Origin of the sequence: Castellaniella sp. (genome assembly GCF_049673105.1) — a bacterium.
Lineage (GTDB): Bacteria > Pseudomonadota > Gammaproteobacteria > Burkholderiales > Burkholderiaceae_B > Castellaniella.
In genome coordinates this window covers 24595-42311 of sequence record NZ_JBATXG010000030.1, presented here as the reverse complement: position 1 = coordinate 42311, position 17717 = coordinate 24595, and the positions used below count along the sequence as shown (strand labels likewise).

Annotated in this window: 12 protein-coding genes; 3 read left to right on the top strand and 9 right to left on the bottom strand. The window is 65.6% G+C overall.

The window, feature by feature from the left end; all coding sequences use genetic code 11:
* Nucleotides 1–22 precede the first annotated feature (22 nt).
* Complete coding sequence (locus tag WBF69_RS11445) at nt 23–2665, bottom strand: DNA topoisomerase III (protein ID WP_424264242.1); 2643 nt, start codon at nt 2663–2665, stop codon at nt 23–25.
* Between the two features lie 64 nt (nt 2666–2729).
* Here WBF69_RS11445 and WBF69_RS11440 point away from each other — a divergent pair, with 64 nt between their 5' ends.
* The gene (locus WBF69_RS11440) at nt 2730–5189 is read left to right on the top strand and encodes a GDYXXLXY domain-containing protein (protein ID WP_424264240.1); all 2460 of its coding nucleotides are present in this window, start codon (nt 2730–2732) and stop codon (nt 5187–5189) included.
* A gap of 16 nt (nt 5190–5205) precedes the next feature.
* Here WBF69_RS11440 and gluQRS read toward each other — a convergent pair whose 3' ends face one another.
* The 8 genes from gluQRS to WBF69_RS11400 form a co-directional block, all read right to left on the bottom strand.
* The gene (gluQRS, locus tag WBF69_RS11435) at nt 5206–6120 is read right to left on the bottom strand and encodes a tRNA glutamyl-Q(34) synthetase GluQRS (protein ID WP_424264238.1); all 915 of its coding nucleotides are present in this window, start codon (nt 6118–6120) and stop codon (nt 5206–5208) included.
* A gap of 20 nt (nt 6121–6140) precedes the next feature.
* Nucleotides 6141–6611, bottom strand: a complete 471-nt coding sequence (locus WBF69_RS11430; protein ID WP_424264236.1) for a DUF494 family protein — start codon at nt 6609–6611, stop codon at nt 6141–6143.
* Nucleotides 6612–6678: 67 nt separating this feature from the next.
* Nucleotides 6679–8709, bottom strand: a complete 2031-nt coding sequence (locus WBF69_RS11425; RefSeq protein WP_424264234.1) for an acetyl/propionyl/methylcrotonyl-CoA carboxylase subunit alpha — start codon at nt 8707–8709, stop codon at nt 6679–6681.
* 10 nt (nt 8710–8719) lie between these two features.
* Nucleotides 8720–10321, bottom strand: coding sequence for a carboxyl transferase domain-containing protein (locus tag WBF69_RS11420; protein WP_424264232.1), 1602 nt, complete (start codon nt 10319–10321; stop codon nt 8720–8722).
* Between the two features lie 17 nt (nt 10322–10338).
* Nucleotides 10339–11520: an acetyl-CoA C-acyltransferase gene (locus tag WBF69_RS11415; protein ID WP_424264230.1), complete on the bottom strand. Its 1182-nt coding sequence runs from the start codon at nt 11518–11520 to the stop codon at nt 10339–10341.
* Nucleotides 11521–11529: 9 nt separating this feature from the next.
* Entirely contained in the window at nt 11530–13386 is a 1857-nt protein-coding gene (aceK, locus tag WBF69_RS11410; RefSeq protein ID WP_424264228.1) for a bifunctional isocitrate dehydrogenase kinase/phosphatase, read from the bottom strand.
* Between the two features lie 4 nt (nt 13387–13390).
* Nucleotides 13391–14569 carry an isovaleryl-CoA dehydrogenase gene (locus WBF69_RS11405; RefSeq protein ID WP_424264226.1) on the bottom strand — a complete coding sequence of 393 codons (1179 nt, stop codon included), beginning with the start codon at nt 14567–14569 and terminating at the stop codon, nt 13391–13393.
* Between the two features lie 11 nt (nt 14570–14580).
* Nucleotides 14581–15015 carry a MerR family transcriptional regulator gene (locus tag WBF69_RS11400; protein ID WP_424264273.1) on the bottom strand — a complete coding sequence of 145 codons (435 nt, stop codon included), beginning with the start codon at nt 15013–15015 and terminating at the stop codon, nt 14581–14583.
* Nucleotides 15016–15133: 118 nt separating this feature from the next.
* Between WBF69_RS11400 and WBF69_RS11395 the strand changes: the two genes are divergently transcribed.
* Nucleotides 15134–16210: an MBL fold metallo-hydrolase gene (locus WBF69_RS11395; protein ID WP_424264224.1), complete on the top strand. Its 1077-nt coding sequence runs from the start codon at nt 15134–15136 to the stop codon at nt 16208–16210.
* A gap of 41 nt (nt 16211–16251) precedes the next feature.
* Entirely contained in the window at nt 16252–17475 is a 1224-nt protein-coding gene (locus WBF69_RS11390; protein ID WP_424264222.1) for a trans-sulfuration enzyme family protein, read from the top strand.
* Nucleotides 17476–17717 lie beyond the last annotated feature (242 nt).

Sequence of the window (17717 nt, the reverse complement as noted above, 5' to 3'; positions counted from 1 at the left end):
GCCCAGGTGCCGCCGCCGGGTTTTAGAAGGCCGGGCCGTCGTCCTCGGGCGGCGTGGCGGCGCTGCTGGTTTTACTTGTCTTGGCAGCGGTCTTTTTGGCGGGCGCTTTTTTAGCGGCGGTCTTGGTTTTAGTCGTGGTCTTGGTGGCGGCCTTGGTTTTGGCGGCGCCGGCGGCGGTCTTGCCGGCAGCGGCGGTTTTGGCACCTGCCTTGGGCGCGCGGGCTTCGAATTCGAAGCCGATCTTGCCGTCGGCCTGGCGCACCAGATATGCCTTGAACTTGCGATTGGTGCGGCTGGACACAAAGCCGTCGAACAGTTTGGTCTTGCCCTCGGCCAGCAATTGCGTCATTTGTTCGGCGGGGATTTCCTGCTGCAGAATGACTTTTCCGCTACGGAAGGTGCAAGACTTGTTCGGGCCCACGGAATGCTCGCAGACGTAGTTCATGCCGTGTTCGTAGACCTTGCCGCTGCATTTCGGGCAGGCGCCCAGCGGCGTGTGGCCGGAAAAATCCACGGGTTCGGCGTCTTCGTCGTCTTTTTGGCCGAAGTCGAATTCCAGCTTGAATTCGTCGGTGATCCGCAGGACTGCCGCAAAGGGGCGGCCCATCTTGCTGATGAAGCCGGTCAGCGGACCCAGCGTGCGCTTGTCCAGCAGTTCCTCGACTTCGGGCACTTCAAACGTGCGCCCGCCGGGATGTTTGCCGATGGAAAATTCGCAGGCCGTGCAGGCGTAGCGGCGGTAGTTTTCCTTGACCACGCCGCCGCATTTGGGGCAGGGGGTCTGCAGCGTCGCGTAATCGCCGGGGACTGTGTCGCGTTCGTATTCTTTGGCGCGTTTGACGATGACCTGCGTCATCTGCGCGATTTCGCGCATGAAGGACTCGCGGTCCAGCTGGCGCTGTTCAATCAGTTTCAGCTGATGTTCCCATCCGCCGGTCAGTTCCGGCGAGGTCAGCTCGTTGACCCCCAGGCCGGACAGCAGCGTCATCAGTTGACGGGCCTTGGCGCTGGGGACCAGATCGCGGCCTTCGCGGCGCAGATAGGTTTCGTTGATCAGGCCTTCAATAATGGACGCGCGGGTGGCCGGGGTGCCCAGGCCGCGCTCGGACATGGCTTCGCGCAGGGCCTCGTCGTCCACCAGCTTGCCGGCGCCTTCCATGGCCGACAGCAGGGTGGCTTCGTTGAAGCGGGCGGGCGGTTTGGTCGCCAGCCCGCGGGCTTCGATGTCTTCTGTGCGCACGCGCTCGCCATCGGCGACGGCGATCAGCGACGCCTCATCGCCCTGGGATTCGCGGCCATAGATCGCCAGCCAGCCCGGCGACACCAGGATCTTGCCTTCGGTCTTGAAGTGATGCCCGGAGACCTGGGTGATGCGGGTGGTGATGCGGAATTCGGCGGCCGGGAAGAACACCGCCAGGAAGCGCCGGGTCACCAGTTCGTAGATCTTGAATTCGGCGTCGCTCAGTTCGCGCGGCACTTGCAGCGTCGGGATGATGGCGAAGTGGTCCGAGACCTTTTTGTCGTCGAAGATGCGCCGATTGGGCTTGACCAGTTGCTGCGCCACGGCCTGGGCGGCAAAGGGCTGCACGGATCGCGCGACCCCGGATTCGCTGTCGGACAGGGCCTGCATGGTCTGTTGCACGGTGCCGACGTAGTCTTGCGGCAGATAGCGGGAGTCGGTTCGCGGATAGGTCAGGGCCTTGTGCCGTTCGTACAGCGTCTGGGCCAGGGCCAGCGTGGTCTTGGCGGAAAAACCGAAGCGGGAGTTGGCCTCGCGCTGCAAGGTGGTCAGATCGAAGAGCGCCGGAGACAGCTGTGTGCTGGGTTTGGATTCCTCGGTCACCGTGCCGGCTTGTTCGCGGCAGGCGCTGACCACGCTCTGGGCGGCGGTGGCCGACCAGAGCCGGGAATCGCGGGCGTCCGGGTCTTGCTCGTTCTTTTTGAAGCCGGGATCGAACCAGCGGCCTTCGTATAGGCCGGCGGCGGCCACAAAGGTCGCGTGGACTTCCCAGTAATCCCGGCTGACAAAGCTGCGGATGCGGTCCTCGCGTTCCATCACGATCGCCAGGGTCGGCGTTTGCACGCGCCCCACGGGGGTCTTGAAGAAGCCGCCGTCCTTGCTGTTGAAGGCCGTCATGGCGCGGGTGCCGTTGATCCCCACCAGCCAGTCGGCTTCGGCGCGCGACCGGGCAGCGGCTTCCAGCGGCTTCATGGTCTCGTCGTCGCGCAGATTGGCAAACGCTTCGCGGATGGCCGCCTGGGTCATGGACCGCAGCCACAGGCGTTGGATGGGCTTTTTCACGCCTGAATACTGGACGATGTAGCGGAAGATCAGTTCGCCTTCACGCCCCGCGTCGCAGGCGTTGATCACGGCGACGACGTCCTTGCGCTTGAGCAGCTTGACCAGCAGCTTCAGGCGCTCGGAAGAGCGCTTGTCGGCTGGACCCAGTTCGAATTGCGGCGGAATCACCGGCAGATGGGCAAAACTCCATTTGCCGCGCACCGGATCGTTGGGTGCGACCAGGGTGAGCAGGTGGCCCACGCTGGAGGACAGCACGAACTGCTCGCTCTCGAAGTAGTCGCCTTCGCGAGTGAATCCGCCCAGCGCACGGGAGATGTCCAGGGCAACCGACGGCTTTTCAGCAATAATCAGAGTTTTAGTCATGTGGTTCCATTGACGGTCGTTTTGCGACCGCGATAGCGCGGATCATACGAGGGGGCACCGCACCATGCAAGTCACCACACCCTGGCAAGCCGTCGAAAACCCGGCCTGGTGGCGCCAAAACCTGGCCTGGGGCATTGGCCTGCTGGCCGTCATATTGGCCGGTTCGGCGCTGGTGTCCTGGGTGGCCGCCAACTGGCCCCATATGGTGCCACAGACCCGTTTGCTGCTGGTCCAGGGGGGGCTGGCGCTGACCGTGCTGCTGGCAGCCGTTCTGGCCTGGCGTGGCAGCCGCTGGGCTGGTTTGCTGACGGGTGTGGCGGCGTTGGGGACAGGCGGTTTGCTGGCCCTCGTGGGTCAAATATATCAAACCGGTGCGGATAGCTGGCAATTGTTTCTGGCGTGGGCGGCTTTGATCACGCCCTGGCTGCTGCTGATGCGCGCGGCGCTCCTGGCGCTGTTGTGGGTGGCCTTGCTGAATCTGGGCCTCTGGCTGTATGCCGACCAGGGGGTGGCGCCCGGCCTGTGGTTCTGGACGGATGACGGATCGGGCAGCGTCTCGCTGGTGCTCTTGAATGCCGTGCTGCTGGTACTGGCGCAATGGCTGCATCCGCATCTGCGTGATCCCTGGTGTCTGCTCCGGCGGGTGCTGGCCATAGCGATGCTGGGATGGGCATTCATTGCCGCCATGGGGTGGCTGGGTTCTCCTCAGATGGTGGGCTGGGGTCTGTTCGTGGGGTTGGCGCCAGCCGCCGTGCTGTATGGCGTTTATGGCCATTGGCGGCAAGATCTGGCGGTGGCGGCCTTGTCCTTGCTGGCCGGCATCGGGGTGATCGGGGCATGGCTGATCTGGAAACTGGATTCTCTGAGCGGCTTGTTGGGTATCAGCCTGGTGCTGCTGATGCTGACCGTGCTGGCCGTGCGCCATGTGGTGCATCTGCGGCGGACGCTGCGCGGGCCGCAGGCGGCTGCGGGCACTGCCGAGCCGGATCTGGATGCGGCGATGCCCTGGTATCTGACGACGTTGCGGCTGGGGGCGCTGATCCCGGCCCTGGGGTTGCTGGTCGTGTGGGTGGCGCTCAGCTTCGATCTGGATTCCGCGGCGGATGCGCTGGGGGCCGGTGTATTGCTGATGCTGCCGGGTTTGCTCATCGACCGGGTGGCGGCGCGCGCATTCTGGCGGGAAATCGGCGCGGCGCTGACCGTGCTGGGGCTGCTGCTGTGCGCGGGCGGCGCTGCATGGCTGATGGAAGACGGTGGGGATAGGGCGACGAGCCTGGTGACGTTGACGGTGTCAGGCGCCGCCGCCTATGCCATCAGCCGGCAGTTTGCGGTGCGGCTGCTGGCGGCGGCGCTGGTGCTGGGCCTCGGGTTCTGGCTGACGGCTCCGGGTAACTATGGTTTTGCTTGGCCGTCCGATTCCTGGGGCGGCGGCGCACCGCAACTGTCCTGGCGACTGTGGGTGTTGCTGGCGCTCGGGGCGGGTCTGTGGGCCTGGTCGGCGCGGGCAGCCCACAGGGCGGCCTGGCGGCCTTTGGCCTGGGCCTTGCTGGCCACGGCGGCAGGCGTGGCGCTGCTGCTGACGCAGGCCATGCCTGCGCCTGTGCGGGAATGGCCGGGGCTGGACCAGGCCGCCATGTTTTTGTGTGCTTTGCTGCCGGGGCTGTTGTTGGCGGCCTGGATGGCGGCGATCCGCCCCGCGCTGCCTGCGAGCCTGCGCGTGGGGGCGCCGCTGGCCTGCTGCGTGGCCGGACTGGGTTGGGTGGATGTCTCCGCCTTGTCGGTGGCCTTGGTCTGGTTGGTGCTGGGTCGCCTGACCGGGAACCGGGTGCTGCAGGTGCTGTCCCTGCCGCTGGGCCTGGCGGGCCTGCTGCTCTATTACCTGGACGTGCAGGCGGGCAGTCTGACGGACAAGGCGGCGATCCTGGGGGTGACGGCGGCCTGGCTGGCTGCGCTGGCTGTGTTGCTGGTGGTGCGGCATCGACGCGGTGTCGCGGCGCCCGCGTCGGCGCGTCGTCGCTGGCTGCCGGCGGGCGTGCTGGCCGGCGGTCTGTTGGTGCTGGGGCTGGCGCAGGCGCAGGTCCGGCACTATGACGCCATTCTGTCGCAGGGCCGGCAGGTGGTGCTGACCTTGGCGCCTGTCGATCCCCGGTCGCTGATGCAGGGTGATTACATGGTGCTGAATTACGCCGTGCGCCGCGCTGCGCTTGACTGGCTGATCGGACACCAGGAGGTCCTGCAGGCGGTCGATGACGCGGGTCGCGGCTGGCTGTTGTTGCAGCCTGACGGCCAGGGGGTCTGGCAATTGCAGACCGTCGTAGCGGCCCTGCCGCCTGCCGCGCCGGACACCGTTGCGCTGGCCTTTCGCTGGCGCCATGACGGCGTGGTTTTCGGGGCCGACAACTGGTTCTTTGCCGAAGGTCGGGGCGAGCACTTTGCCAAGGCGCAGTATGGCGCCCTGCGGGTCGCTGCGGACGGCACCGCCTTGCTGGCGGGGCTGTTGGACGAGAGGCTGCAAGCTCTGTGATCGGGGCTGGGCCGGGTCAGGCGAACCGTTGCGCCCACTGCGCAGTCGCCAGCGGCCAGAACGCTTCGGTGCGGGCGACGGGCAGGGTGGCGAAGCCCAGGGCGGTCCAGGCCTGCTGCAAGGCATCCAGGGGCCGTGCCAGGTCCAGCGCGGGGGCATGGTTCTGCTTGGACAGCTTGCGCCCTTGCTGGTCGCATACCAGCGGCACGTGCAGGACCCGCGGGCAGGGCAGGCCCAGCGCCCGTTCCAGTTGGCGCTGCCGGGCGGTGGAGTCCAGCAGATCGATGCCGCGCACGATGTCCGTGACGCCTTGCTGACCATCGTCCACGACCACGGCCAGTTGGTAGGCCCATAGGCCGTCGGTGCGGCGGATGATGAAATCGCCGACCTCGCCGGCGACATCCTGAGCTTGCTCGCCCAGCCAACGGTCCTGAAAAGTCTCGATGCCCGGCTCGACCAGAAAGCGCCAGGCAGGCCTGCGCGGCTCGGATTCTGACAGCAGCGTCGGGTCGGCGTCCGGCTGCGGGTCGAGCAGGCCGGTTTGCATCGCGTCGGGCCGGGGGCGGCAGGTGCCGGGATAGGGGCCGGCGTGCAGTTCGCGCCGGGTACAGCGGCAGGCATAGACGCGGCCCGAAGCCCACAGCTGGTCGCCCGCCTGCTCGTATAGCGCTTGGCGCCGGGTCTGCCAGACGGGATCTTCGTCCCAGTGCATGCCCAGCGCCTGCAGCTGGGTCAGGATGATGCGGTCGGCGCCGGGCACGGTGCGCGGCTCGTCGATGTCTTCGATGCGCAGCAGCCAGCGCCCTTGGTGGGCGCGGGCGTCCAGATAGCTGGCCAGGGCCGTCGTCAGGGACCCGGCATGCAGCGGGCCGCTGGGGCTGGGGGCGAAGCGCCCCCGATAGCCTGGGTGTTCAGGATGTGCTGCTGGCATGGGTGGCAGCCCGCATTCGTTCAGTGGGACAGTCGGCCTTCGTCGTCGGTCAGCAGTTCTTCGAACACCAGGTGGTCGACTTCGGCTTCCTGGCTCCAGAGCACCATCAGCGCCAGCACCTTGATTTCAGCTAGAGACAGCGGGAAGTGGTCTGCCGCCTGAGCGGCTTCGATCAGGATTTCCCGCAGAGCAGGGGGCAGGCTGTCGGAATGTTCCAGGAAACTGATGAAGCCGATGGCCTCGGTACCCAGGATCGCGTATTCCTCGTCCGTGTAGATGCGGGCGGCGTGGGGCTGCGCATCATCGCGCTGGATCGCCAGAGGCAGGCAGCGTTCAGTCGTGCTGGCCAGGCCGCGCAGCCATTTCAGCGCGTCGTCGATGTCCTCGTGCTCGAACCCGACAGCAGCCAGTTTGCTGGCCAGGATTTCGGCACGCGGACACGCCTGAGGCGTGTAGTAGTTCTCAAACAGGTAGACCAGGATATCGTACATGGCAATGGGTAAGGCAGTGTTCTTCCATAGTGTACTTGGCTTGGCAGGAAGAATTCCATGGCCGGTGTCAGGTTCGGGTGGGCGCCGCGTCGAGGGCAATCAGCGTGACGCCTTCGGTGACTTGATCGCCCACGGCGTAGAAGACTTCCTGCACGATGCCGTCGTGGGGCGCGTCGATCGTGTGTTCCATCTTCATGGCTTCCATGACGACCAGGGGCTGACCCTGCTGCACGGTGTCTCCGACGGCGACGGCGACGGACAGGATCTTGCCGGGCATGGGGGCGGTCAGGCCGCCGCCGGCCTCGTCGGTGCGTCCCGTGGCCAGGGCGATCGGGTCCTGCCAGTCCAGGGTGTAGCGTTGGCCATGGGTGAAGATGTCCAGGCGCAAGCCTTTCAGATAGGCTTCGCCGCGATATTCCTCGTCGCCCAGGCGCACCAGCAGGTGGCGGGGGCGCTGGGATTCCGCTTGCCAGTAAAAGGGGCGCTCAGGGCCGCCGTCGCCGAACGTCAGGCGCCAGTTTTTCTCTTGGCCATGCAGTTGGACGGCGTGGACGCCCTGTGCGTCTTGCAGATGCAGAGCATAGCGGTAGGCGCCGCCCACCCGCCAGCCATCGGCCTGTTGCCAGGGGGACACCGCGCCGGGGGCTGCCGCGTCTGATCCGTTCAAACCGCTGTGTTGCTGCACGGCGGCCATGGCTAGCGCCAGGACGCCGTCCGGCACGGCCTGGGTGCTTGGGAACAGACGCGCGTGTTCGCGGGGGATCAAGCCCGTATCCAGGTCTGCCGCCACGAAGGCGGGGTTATCCATGAGCCGTCCCAGAAAGGCGATATTGGTGTGCAGGCCGGTCGCCCGCACGGCGCCCAGTGCGTGCAGCATGCGACGGCGCGCTTGTTCGCGGTCGTCACCGTGCACGATCAGCTTGGCGATCATAGGGTCGTAATAGGGCGTGATGGTGTCGCCTTCGCGCACTCCGCCGTCCACCCGCACCGGGCCGACTTGAAAGCCGACGTGAGCCGGCCATTGCAGCGTCTCCAGGCGACCGATGCTGGGCAGGAAGTCTTTGTCCGGGTTCTCGGCGTAGATGCGGGCCTCGATGGCGTGGCCCTGGATCTGCAGGCGATCCTGGGACAGCGGCAGGGGTTCCCCCGCCGCCACGCGCAGTTGCCATTCGACCAGGTCCTGGCCGGTGATGGCTTCCGTGACGGGGTGTTCGACCTGCAGCCGGGTGTTCATTTCCATGAAGTAGAAACGCCCGTCCGGTTCGGCGATGAATTCCACCGTGCCTGCGCCCACGTAGCCTACGGCCTGGGCGGCAGCCACGGCGGCCTGCCCCATGGCGGCGCGCCGTTCGGGTGTCATGCCGGGCGCCGGGGCTTCCTCGATGACTTTCTGAAACCGCCGCTGCACCGAGCAGTCGCGCTCGAACAGGTGGACGCACTGGCCGTGCGTGTCGGCGAAGACCTGGATTTCGATGTGGCGCGGCTTTTGCAGATAGCGTTCGACCAGTACCTGCGGGTTGCCGAAGCTGCTGGCGGCCTCGCGCTGGCAGGATGCCAGGGCGGCGGCGAATTCGGCATCGGATTCGACGATGCGCATACCTTTGCCGCCGCCGCCGGCGCTGGCCTTGATCAGTACCGGATAGCCGATGGCGCGGGCTTGTTCCTGCAGAAAATCGGCTTCCTGGCGATCCCCGTAATAGCCGGGGACCAGGGGCACGTCGGCGCCCGCCATCAGGGTCTTGGCTGCAGATTTGCTGCCCATGGCGGCGATGGAGGTGGCGGGGGGGCCGATGAACACCAGCCCCGCGTCGGCGCAGGCCTGGGCGAATTCGGCGTTTTCCGACAGAAAACCGTAGCCGGGATGAATGGCCTGCGCGCCCGTGCGCCGGGCGGCGTCCAGGATGGCATCGGCGCGCAGATAGCTGGATTTGGGTTCGGGGCCGCCGATGGGTACGGCCACATCGCAGGCATGCACATGGCGGGCCTGTGCGTCGGCGTCGGAATAGACGGCGACGGTGCGGATGCCCATGCGGCGGGCGGTGGCGGCGATGCGGCAGGCGATTTCGCCCCGGTTGGCGATCAGGATGGTATCGAACATGGCGGCTTCCTTACATTCTGAACACGCCAAAGCGCGTGGCTTCGGTCGGGGCATGGCGGGCGGCGGCCAGGCCCAGGCCCAGCACCCGCCGTGTGTCGGACGGCGCGATGATGCCGTCGTCCCACAGGCGCGCCGTGGAATAGTAGGGGTGGCCTTCGTGTTCGTACTGCTCGCGGATGGGCGCCTTGAAGGCGGCTTCTTCCTCGGCGGACCATTGCCCGCCCTTGCGTTCGATGTTGTCGCGGCGCACGGTGGCCAGCACGCTGGCGGCCTGCTCGCCGCCCATGACCGAAATGCGGGCGTTGGGCCACAGAAATAGCAGCCGGGGGCCGAAGGCGCGCCCGCACATGCCGTAGTTGCCGGCGCCGAACGACCCGCCGATCAGCACGGTGAATTTCGGCACGGCGGCGGTGGAAACCGCCGTGACCATTTTCGCGCCGTGGCGGGCGATGCCTTCGTTTTCGTATTTGCGGCCCACCATGAAGCCGCTGATGTTCTGCAGGAACACCAGGGGAATATTGCGCTGGCAGCACAATTCGATGAAGTGCGTGCCCTTTTGCGCGGCTTCCGAAAACAGAATGCCGTTGTTGGCGATGATGCCCACCGGCATGCCATAAATGTTGGCGAATCCGGTCACCAGCGTCGTGCCGAAACGCGCTTTGAATTCCTGGAAGTCGGAGCCGTCCACGATGCGGGCGATGATTTCGCGCACATCGTAGGGTTTGCGGGTGTCTTGCGGGATGATGCCGTCCAGTTCGGCGGGGTCGTGCAGCGGTTCTTCCCAGGGGCCGCAGTCCGGCAGGGCGGGCCGGTGCAGGCGCGCGACCGCTTCGCGGGCCAGGCGCAGCGCGTGGGTGTCGTTGTCCGCCAGGTGGTCGGCCACGCCGGACAGACGCGTGTGCACATCGCCGCCTCCCAGGTCTTCGGCGGTGACTTCTTCGCCGGTGGCGGCCTTGACCAGGGGCGGGCCGCCCAGGAAGATCGTGCCCTGGTTGCGCACGATGATGGATTCGTCGCTCATGGCCGGCACATAGGCGCCGCCTGCGGTGCAGGATCCCATCACGACAGCCAGCTGGGCGATGCCCATGGACGACATGACCGCCTGGTTATAGAAGATGCGCCCGAAATGGTCGCGGTCCGGAAAGACCTCGTCCTGGTTGGGCAGGTTGGCGCCGCCCGAGTCCACCAGATAGACGCAAGGCAGATGATTTTGCTGGGCGATTTCCTGCGCCCGCAGGTGCTTTTTGACGGTCAGGGGGTAGTAGGTGCCGCCCTTGACCGTGGCGTCGTTGCAGACGATGACGCATTCGGTTCCGCTCACGCGGCCAATGCCGGTGATCAGGCCCGCCCCTGGCGAGGCATTGTCGTAGACGTCGTGCGCCGCCAGGGGGGAGAGTTCCAGAAACGGCGTGCCGGGATCGAGCAGGCGTTCCACCCGCTCGCGCGGCAGCAGCTTGCCGCGCGCCAGATGCCGGGCGCGGGCCGATTCGCTGCCGCCCAGCCCCGTGCGGGCGATCTGCTGGCGCAGGTCGTCGATCAGGGCGCGCATGGCGCGGGCGTTGTCCTGGAATTCCTGTGACCGCGGATTGACGCGGGTGTCGATGACCGGCATGTCGTATCCTGGAAAAATTACAGCATTTCGATGGCTAAAGCCACGGCTTCGCCGCCGCCGATGCACAGCGAGGCAATGCCACGCTTGCCGCCTGTCTGGCGCAGGGCGCCGATCAGCGTGGTCAGCAGCCGCGCGCCCGAGGCGCCGATGGGGTGGCCCAGGGCCGTGGCGCCGCCGTGGACGTTGACCCGGTCATGCGGCAGATTCAGTTCCTTCATGGCGGCCATGGTGACGACGGCAAAGGCTTCGTTGATCTCGTACAGATCGACGTCTTCGGCCTTCCAGCCGGTCTTGGCCAGCAGCTTCTGGATGGCGCCCACCGGGGCGGTGGTGAACCACTGGGGTTCCTGGGCGTGCTGGGTGTGGGCCACGATGCGGGCCAGCGGCTTGGCGCCCAGTTCCTGAGCCTTGGAGGCGCGCATCACCACCAGCGCCGAGGCGCCGTCGGAAATGGACGAGGAATTGGCCGCCGTGACCGTGCCGTCCTTCTTGAAGGCGGGTTTCAGGGTGGGGATTTTTTCCGGCATGGCCTTGAACGGAGCCTCGTCGGTGTCGACGACGGTGTCGCCCTTGCGTCCGGTGATCGTGACCGGGGCGATTTCCCATTTGAAGCTGCCGTCCTCGGATGCTGTGCGGGCGCGTTTCAGGGATTCCAGGGAAAAGGCGTCTTGTTCTTCGCGGGTGAAGTGGTATTTCGAGACGCAGTCCTCGGCAAAGACACCCATGGCCGTGCCGCGCTGATAGGCGTCTTCCAGGCCGTCCAGGGCCATATGGTCGTAGACGGTCGAATGTCCGTAGCGGTAGCCCTGGCGACCGCGCAGCAGCAGATAGGGGGCGTTGCTCATGCTTTCCTGGCCGCCCGCCACCACCACGTCGGCGGATTCCGCCTTGATGATGTCGTGGGCCAGCATGACGGCCTTCAGGCCCGAGCCGCAGACCTTGTGCAGCGTGCTGCAGGCCACGCTTTTGGGCAGCCCGGCGCCGATGGCGGCCTGGCGGGCGGGGGCTTGGCCCTGGCCCGCCTGCAGCACGTTGCCCATGATGACTTCCTGGACGGCCTCGCCCGCGATGCCGGCGCGCTCGACGGCGGCGCGGATGGCGATGGCGCCCAGTTCATGGGCGGACAGGTCGGACAGGCTGCCCATCATGCCGCCCATGGGCGTGCGGGCGGCAGAGACGATGACGATGGAATCGGACATGAGGTGCTCCTATGGCTGCGGGGCCGGGCCCAGGCTGGGTCCGGCTGTTTTCAGGGATTGCAGACGCCGTGCGGGGTCGTAGGGAAAGATGTCTTCGATGCGGCCTTGGGATGCGCGCGTGCGGCAGTCTTGCCACCATTGTGCATCCAGCAGCGCTGCATGGTGTTTCAGAAAGGCGGTGCGGACTCTGGGATCGCCCAGCAGAAAGTGGCCGAATTCCTCGGGGAAGACGTCGTTGACGCCGACGGGGTACCAGGGTTCCCCGGACATTTCGGCCTCTTCGTTGGGGGCGGGCGGGATGCGGCGGAAATGCATTTCCGTCATGCGCTGAATTTCGTCGTAGTCGTAGAACACCACGCGTCCCAGACGGGTGACGCCGAAGTTCTTGTACAGCATGTCGCCCGGAAAAATGTTGGCGGCGGCCAGTTCGCGGATCGCCTGGCCGTACTGGCGCACGGCGGCTTCCAGGGCGGCGTCGGATGCGCCGGTCAGGAAGATGTTCAAGGGCGTCATGCGCCGTTCGATGTAGACGTGCTTCAGCACCACCAGATCATCGGTTTCTTCGAGCAGGCTGGGGACTTCGGCTCGCAGGCCCGCCAGCAGGCGGGCGGAAAAGCGGCTGCGCGGCAGGGCGACCTGCGAATATTCCCACGTATCGGCCATGCGGCCCACGCGATCGTGCTTTTTCACCATCTGGTATTTGCGCCGCACGGTGGCTTCGTCCATGCCTTCTTTGGCGATGCGGTCGCGGATCAGTTTGAAGACGTAGGGATAGGACGGCTGGTTGAACACCGTCATCACCATGCCCTGAATGCCGGGGGCGTAGTCGAAATTGTCGCGCGAATGGGCCAGATGGTGCAGAAAATCCCGGTAGAACAGGGTCTTGCCTTGCTTTTGCAGGCCGATCGTCGTGTAGATCTCGGCCTTGGGTTTGCGCGGGAACAGAGACGACAGAAATTCGACATAGGCGGCTGGGGCTTCCATATCCACCAGGAAATACGCCCGCGTGAAGCTGAACAGCGTGCTGAGATCGTCGCTGGTGTGCAGCAGGGCATCCAGCTGAATATGGCCGGACGGCGTATGCAGCAGCGCGATGGCAAAGGGGTGGATGGCCGTCTGGTTGATCAGACGCCCGACGATGTAGGCGCCTTTGTTGCGAAAAAACAGGGTGTTCAGCACCTGGATCTGGCAGTCGGGCGCCAGGCGCTTGCCCAAGCCGCGCGGCAGGGTATTGCGCAGATGGCGCAGCCCCATGCGGGCCAGCTTGCGGGCGTCTGCCGGCAGATCCTGGTAGGGGGCGGCCAGGCCGAAATCGGCGGCCAGGCGCACCAGGCAAGGCATCAGGCCTTCGGTCAGCGGGTAATAGGACCGATACGTGGACAGCGCGCCGTCGATGTATTCGGTCGCCACCGCCGGGCGCACGAACAGGAAATCATTGTTGAAATAGTCGCGATGCAGGATGCGGCAGGAGACCGAATTGAAGAAGGTTTCCGCGCATTCGGGCTGCAGGTGGCTGGACAACAGGCCGATATAGCAGGCTTTGGCGGCCTGCCAGAATTCCAGTTGTTCAGCCGTCAGGGCGGTGTCGGGGGCCGTCTGCGCCGGCGTTGTGCCGCGCAGCGCCTGACCCAGGGTGGTGGCGCATTCCCGTACCCGTGTGTCGTAGTATTCGATGCGTTCGCGCGAGAGCTGCTGGATGCCATGCCAGTCGCCGGATTCGAACAGGGCCTTGGCCCGCTGGGCGCTATAGCGAAACAGCGAGTAGTGGCGGTCGAATCCGGCCAGGATGATGCGGGCCACGGCATCCGGGGACTGCCCCCGTGGTGTGACCGGTTCGATGCGCTGATGGTCGCCGTCGCCGCGCATGATGTCAGGCCGTTTCGTTGAACAGTTCGCGACCGATCAGCATGCGGCGGATTTCGCTGGTGCCGGCGCCGATCTCGTATAGTTTGGCGTCGCGCCACAGGCGTCCGGTGGGGTTGTCGTTGATGTAGCCGTTGCCCCCCAGGATCTGGATGCCTTCGCCGGCCATCCAGGTGGCTTTTTCCGCGCAGTACAGGATGACGCCCGCGCAGTCCTTGCGCACCTGGCGCGCGTGCTGAGCGCCCAACTGGTCCAGATTTTTTCCCACCGTATAGCAAAAGGCGCGACTGGCCTGCAGCGTGGTGTACAGGTCGGCCAGTTTTCCCTGGATCAGCTGGAATTCGCCGATGGCCTGACCGAACTGATGACGTTCGTGCACATAGGGCACGACCACGTCCATGACCGCCTGCATGATGCCCAGCGGGCCGCCGGCCAGCACGGCGCGTTCGTAGTCCAGGCCGCTCATCAGCACGCGCACGCCGCCGTTGACCTCGCCCAGCACATTGCCCGCCGGGACTTCGCAGTCCTGGAAGACCAGTTCGCCGGTGTGCGAGCCGCGCATGCCCAGTTTGTCGAGTTTTTGCGCGACGGAAAATCCGGGAAAGGATTTTTCGACGATGAAGGCAGTGATGCCGCGCTGGTGAGCCTGGGGGTCGGTCTTGGCGTAGACCACCAGGGTGTCGGCGTCCGGGCCGTTGGTGATCCACATTTTCGTGCCGTTCAGGATGTAGCGGTCGCCGCGCTTTTCGGCGCGCAGCCGCATGCTGACGACGTCGGACCCGGCGCCGGGTTCGCTCATGGCCAGGGCGCCGATCTGTTCCCCCGACAGCAGGCCGGGTAGATATTTGCGTTTCTGGGCCTCGGTGCCGTTGCGGTGGATCTGGTTCACGCACAGATTCGAGTGCGCGCCGTAGGACAGAGCAATCGAGGCGCTGGCCCGCGAGATTTCTTCCATCGCGATCATGTGCGCCAGATAGCCCAGGTTGGCGCCGCCGTAGGCCTCGGACACCGTCACCCCCAGCAGGCCCAGGTCGCCGAATTTGCGCCAGAGATCCATGGGGAACTGATCGTCGCGGTCGGCGGCGGCGGCGCGCGGCGCGATTTCCGACTGCGCGAAGTCGCGCACGGCATCGCGCAGCATGTCCAGATCGGGGCCGAGATCGAAATTCAGGCCGGGTAGATCCATGGATGTCTCTCCTAGTTGATCGGCAAGTGGGGGGCGAGTGTGTCAAGGTCGGGGCGGACGCCATTGCGCCGGTCGCGCAGCAGTGCTTCGCAGTCGGCCTGCTGGCGGCGGATTTCTTTCAGCGTTTCGTCCAGATCGCGGCGCTGCTGTTCCAGTTTCTGGCGGTGGGTGTCCAGCACGTCGGCATAGTGCTGCAGCTGGGCGGTGGTGCTGCCGTGGTGGCGGTCGTACAGATCGATCAGGGTGAGGATTTCCGCCAGCTGCAGGCCCAGGCGGCGGCCCCTGAGCGCGAGTTTGAGGCGCACGCGATCGCGCGCTGCGTAAATGCGGTTGCGCCCGGCGCGGCTGGGGCTGACGATGCCCCGGTCTTCGTAGAAACGTAGCGTGCGCGGCGTCACGTCGAATTCACGGGCAAGTTCGGAGATGGTCCAGGTGGCTTGGCTCATGGGACGCGGGTGAGGATTCAGCAGGTTTCCATTATGCATGCAGTTTACGTTAACGTAAAGATGAGACTCTGACATAATACGGAAGACACGGATCAGCCGGGTGCACAGGAGAGGCGGGATGAATCAGCAGGAACAGGAATTGCAATACCCTTGGGGACAGACGCTGCCCGACCCCGGCCAGGCCCTGGCGGTGGCCGATGGCGTGCGCTGGATCCGCATGCCTTTGCCCTTTGCTCTGGATCACATCAACTTGTGGCTGCTGCGTGATCGCATCGATGGCCGGGATGGCTGGACGGTGGTGGATTGCGGCATCGACCGTACCGAGGTCCGCGACATCTGGGAAACCATTTTTGCTCAGGCGCTGGATGGTTTGCCGGTGCTGCGCGTGATCGTCACGCACATGCACCCCGATCACGTGGGACTGGCGCATTGGCTGTGCCAGCGCTGGCAGGTGCTGCTGTGGATGTCCATGACCGATTACGCCTTGGCGCGGCTTTGGGCCGGTGCCGCAGTCTCCGATACCGCCCAGGAAGGCGGCGGCCCGGCTGGGGATAGCGCCGCTCGTCATTTCGCCCGTCATGGTCTGACAGACCCCGATGCCCAGGCGCTGATCCGCAAGCGACATGATTATTACGCCCGCCTGGTGCCCGATGTGCCCAAGCGTTTTCATCGTCTGCTGCATGGGCAGGATGTGCAGATCGGCGGACGCCCCTGGCGGGTGATCGTCGGCTACGGTCATGCGCCGGAACACGTGTCCCTGTGGAGCCCGACGTTGGATGTGCTGATTTCCGGCGACATGGTGCTGCCGCGCATTTCCACCAACATCAGCGTGTTTGACCTGGAACCCGAGGCCAATCCCCTGCCGCTGTATCTGAATTCCCTGAAAGCTTACGACGACTTGCCGGACGGTGCGCTGGTACTGCCGTCGCATGGCCGTCCTTTTCGGGGATTGCACCAGCGCGTGGCCCAACAGCAGGCGCATCACGACGAACGGCTGGCGGAAGTCCTGGCCGTCTGTGCGCAGCCGCAAAGCGCCCACGATCTGCTGCCCGTGCTGTTTCACCGCCAGCTGGATCTGCACCAGCTCGGTTTCGCCATGGGTGAGTCCATTGCCCATTTGCACGCCCTATACTTTCAGGGGGCCTTGACCCGCACCCTGGACGCCGATGGGGTGTACCGCTTTCAGCAGGCCTGAACCGGCGTTCCGCAACGATTTTGACGACATAGGACACAGACATGAGCAGCGCCGCAAACGGTCGCCCCGATGACCGCATCGATACTCTGTTGCAACATATCGGCCAGGCGTCGCTGGATCCTGCGACGGGTTCGGGGCCGGTCGCTCTGCCGTCGATGCGCACCAGCACGGTGCGGTTCGCTTCGATGGACATGCTGGACCGCGCCCAGGACGCCAAGCAGCGGGGTGAACGCGCCCCCACGTATGGCCGGGTCGGTTTGCAGACCCATGAAGCCTTGGAAACTCTGCTGTGTCGGCTGGAAAACGGCCAGCGGGCTTTTCTGGCGCCGTCCGGCATGGCGGCCATCAGCATGGCGCTGATGGCCTGCCTCGGCCAGGGCGATCACGCGCTGGTGGTGGATTGCGTCTACGGGCCGGTGCGCTATCTGCACAAGACCATTCTGTCGCGTATGGGCGTCGGCATGGATTTCGTGCGCCCCGATCTGGACAGCCTGCAGGCGGCGTTGCGCCCCGAAACCAAGGTGCTGTACCTGGAATCCCCGGGTTCCCTATTGATGGAAATGCTGGACCTGCCCGCTTTGTCGCGCTGGGCGCACGGTCACGGTCTGACGGTGATCGCCGACAACACCTGGGGGTCGGGCTATATCTACCGGCCTCTGGCGCTGGGGGCGGATGTTTCCGTGATTGCCGCGACCAAATACATCGGTGGACATTCCGATCTGATGCTGGGCGCCGCCGTGGCCAGCGATCCGGCACTGGTCCGCAAGCTGCACGAAACCCACTACGCGCTGGGCAATACGGTCAGCGCCGACGACGCTTGGCTGGCACTGCGCGGCGCGCGTACGCTGGGTTTGCGGATGCGGGGGTGCGGCGAACATGCTTTGGCGGTATGCGAATGGCTGGCGGCCCAGTCACAGGTATCCCGGATTTTCTTTCCCGCCTGGCCTCAGGATTCCGGCCATGCGCTGTGGCAGCGCGATGCCACCGGGTCCAACGGTCTGCTGGCCGTGGCGGTCGATTTCACCGAACCGCAGGTGCGCCGCGTGATCGATGGCTTGCGGCTGTTTGGCATCGGGTACTCCTGGGGGGGGTATGAAAGCCTGGTGACGCAGGTGGAACCGTCCGCCCTGGCGTCGCACGGCTACTGGGCGGCGGTGGCGGATGATCGGATGAAGGCCGGCACGGTGCTGCGTTTGCATATCGGGCTGGAGGATCCGGCGGATTTGATTGCGGATCTGGCGCAGGCGTTTGCGGCGGCTGTGTAGTTGCGTGTTGGGTGCTGGCAGGGACTTTGGTTGAGGGATCGTCCTCATGCGCAGGCGGGGTGCGCCGACTGCCTGGCCGCAGGCCTTGCCCGGTTTCGGCTGCGCCGAAACTTCCCGCCTATCCAGCCATCATCGGGGCGTTCGCCAAACTCGCGGGGCAGCCAGTCCCCCGGACTGGCTGCAAGCGTCCCGCTCAAACAGTGGCTCGCTTGCACCCCCGCTGATGGCTTCCTAGCCGGCGG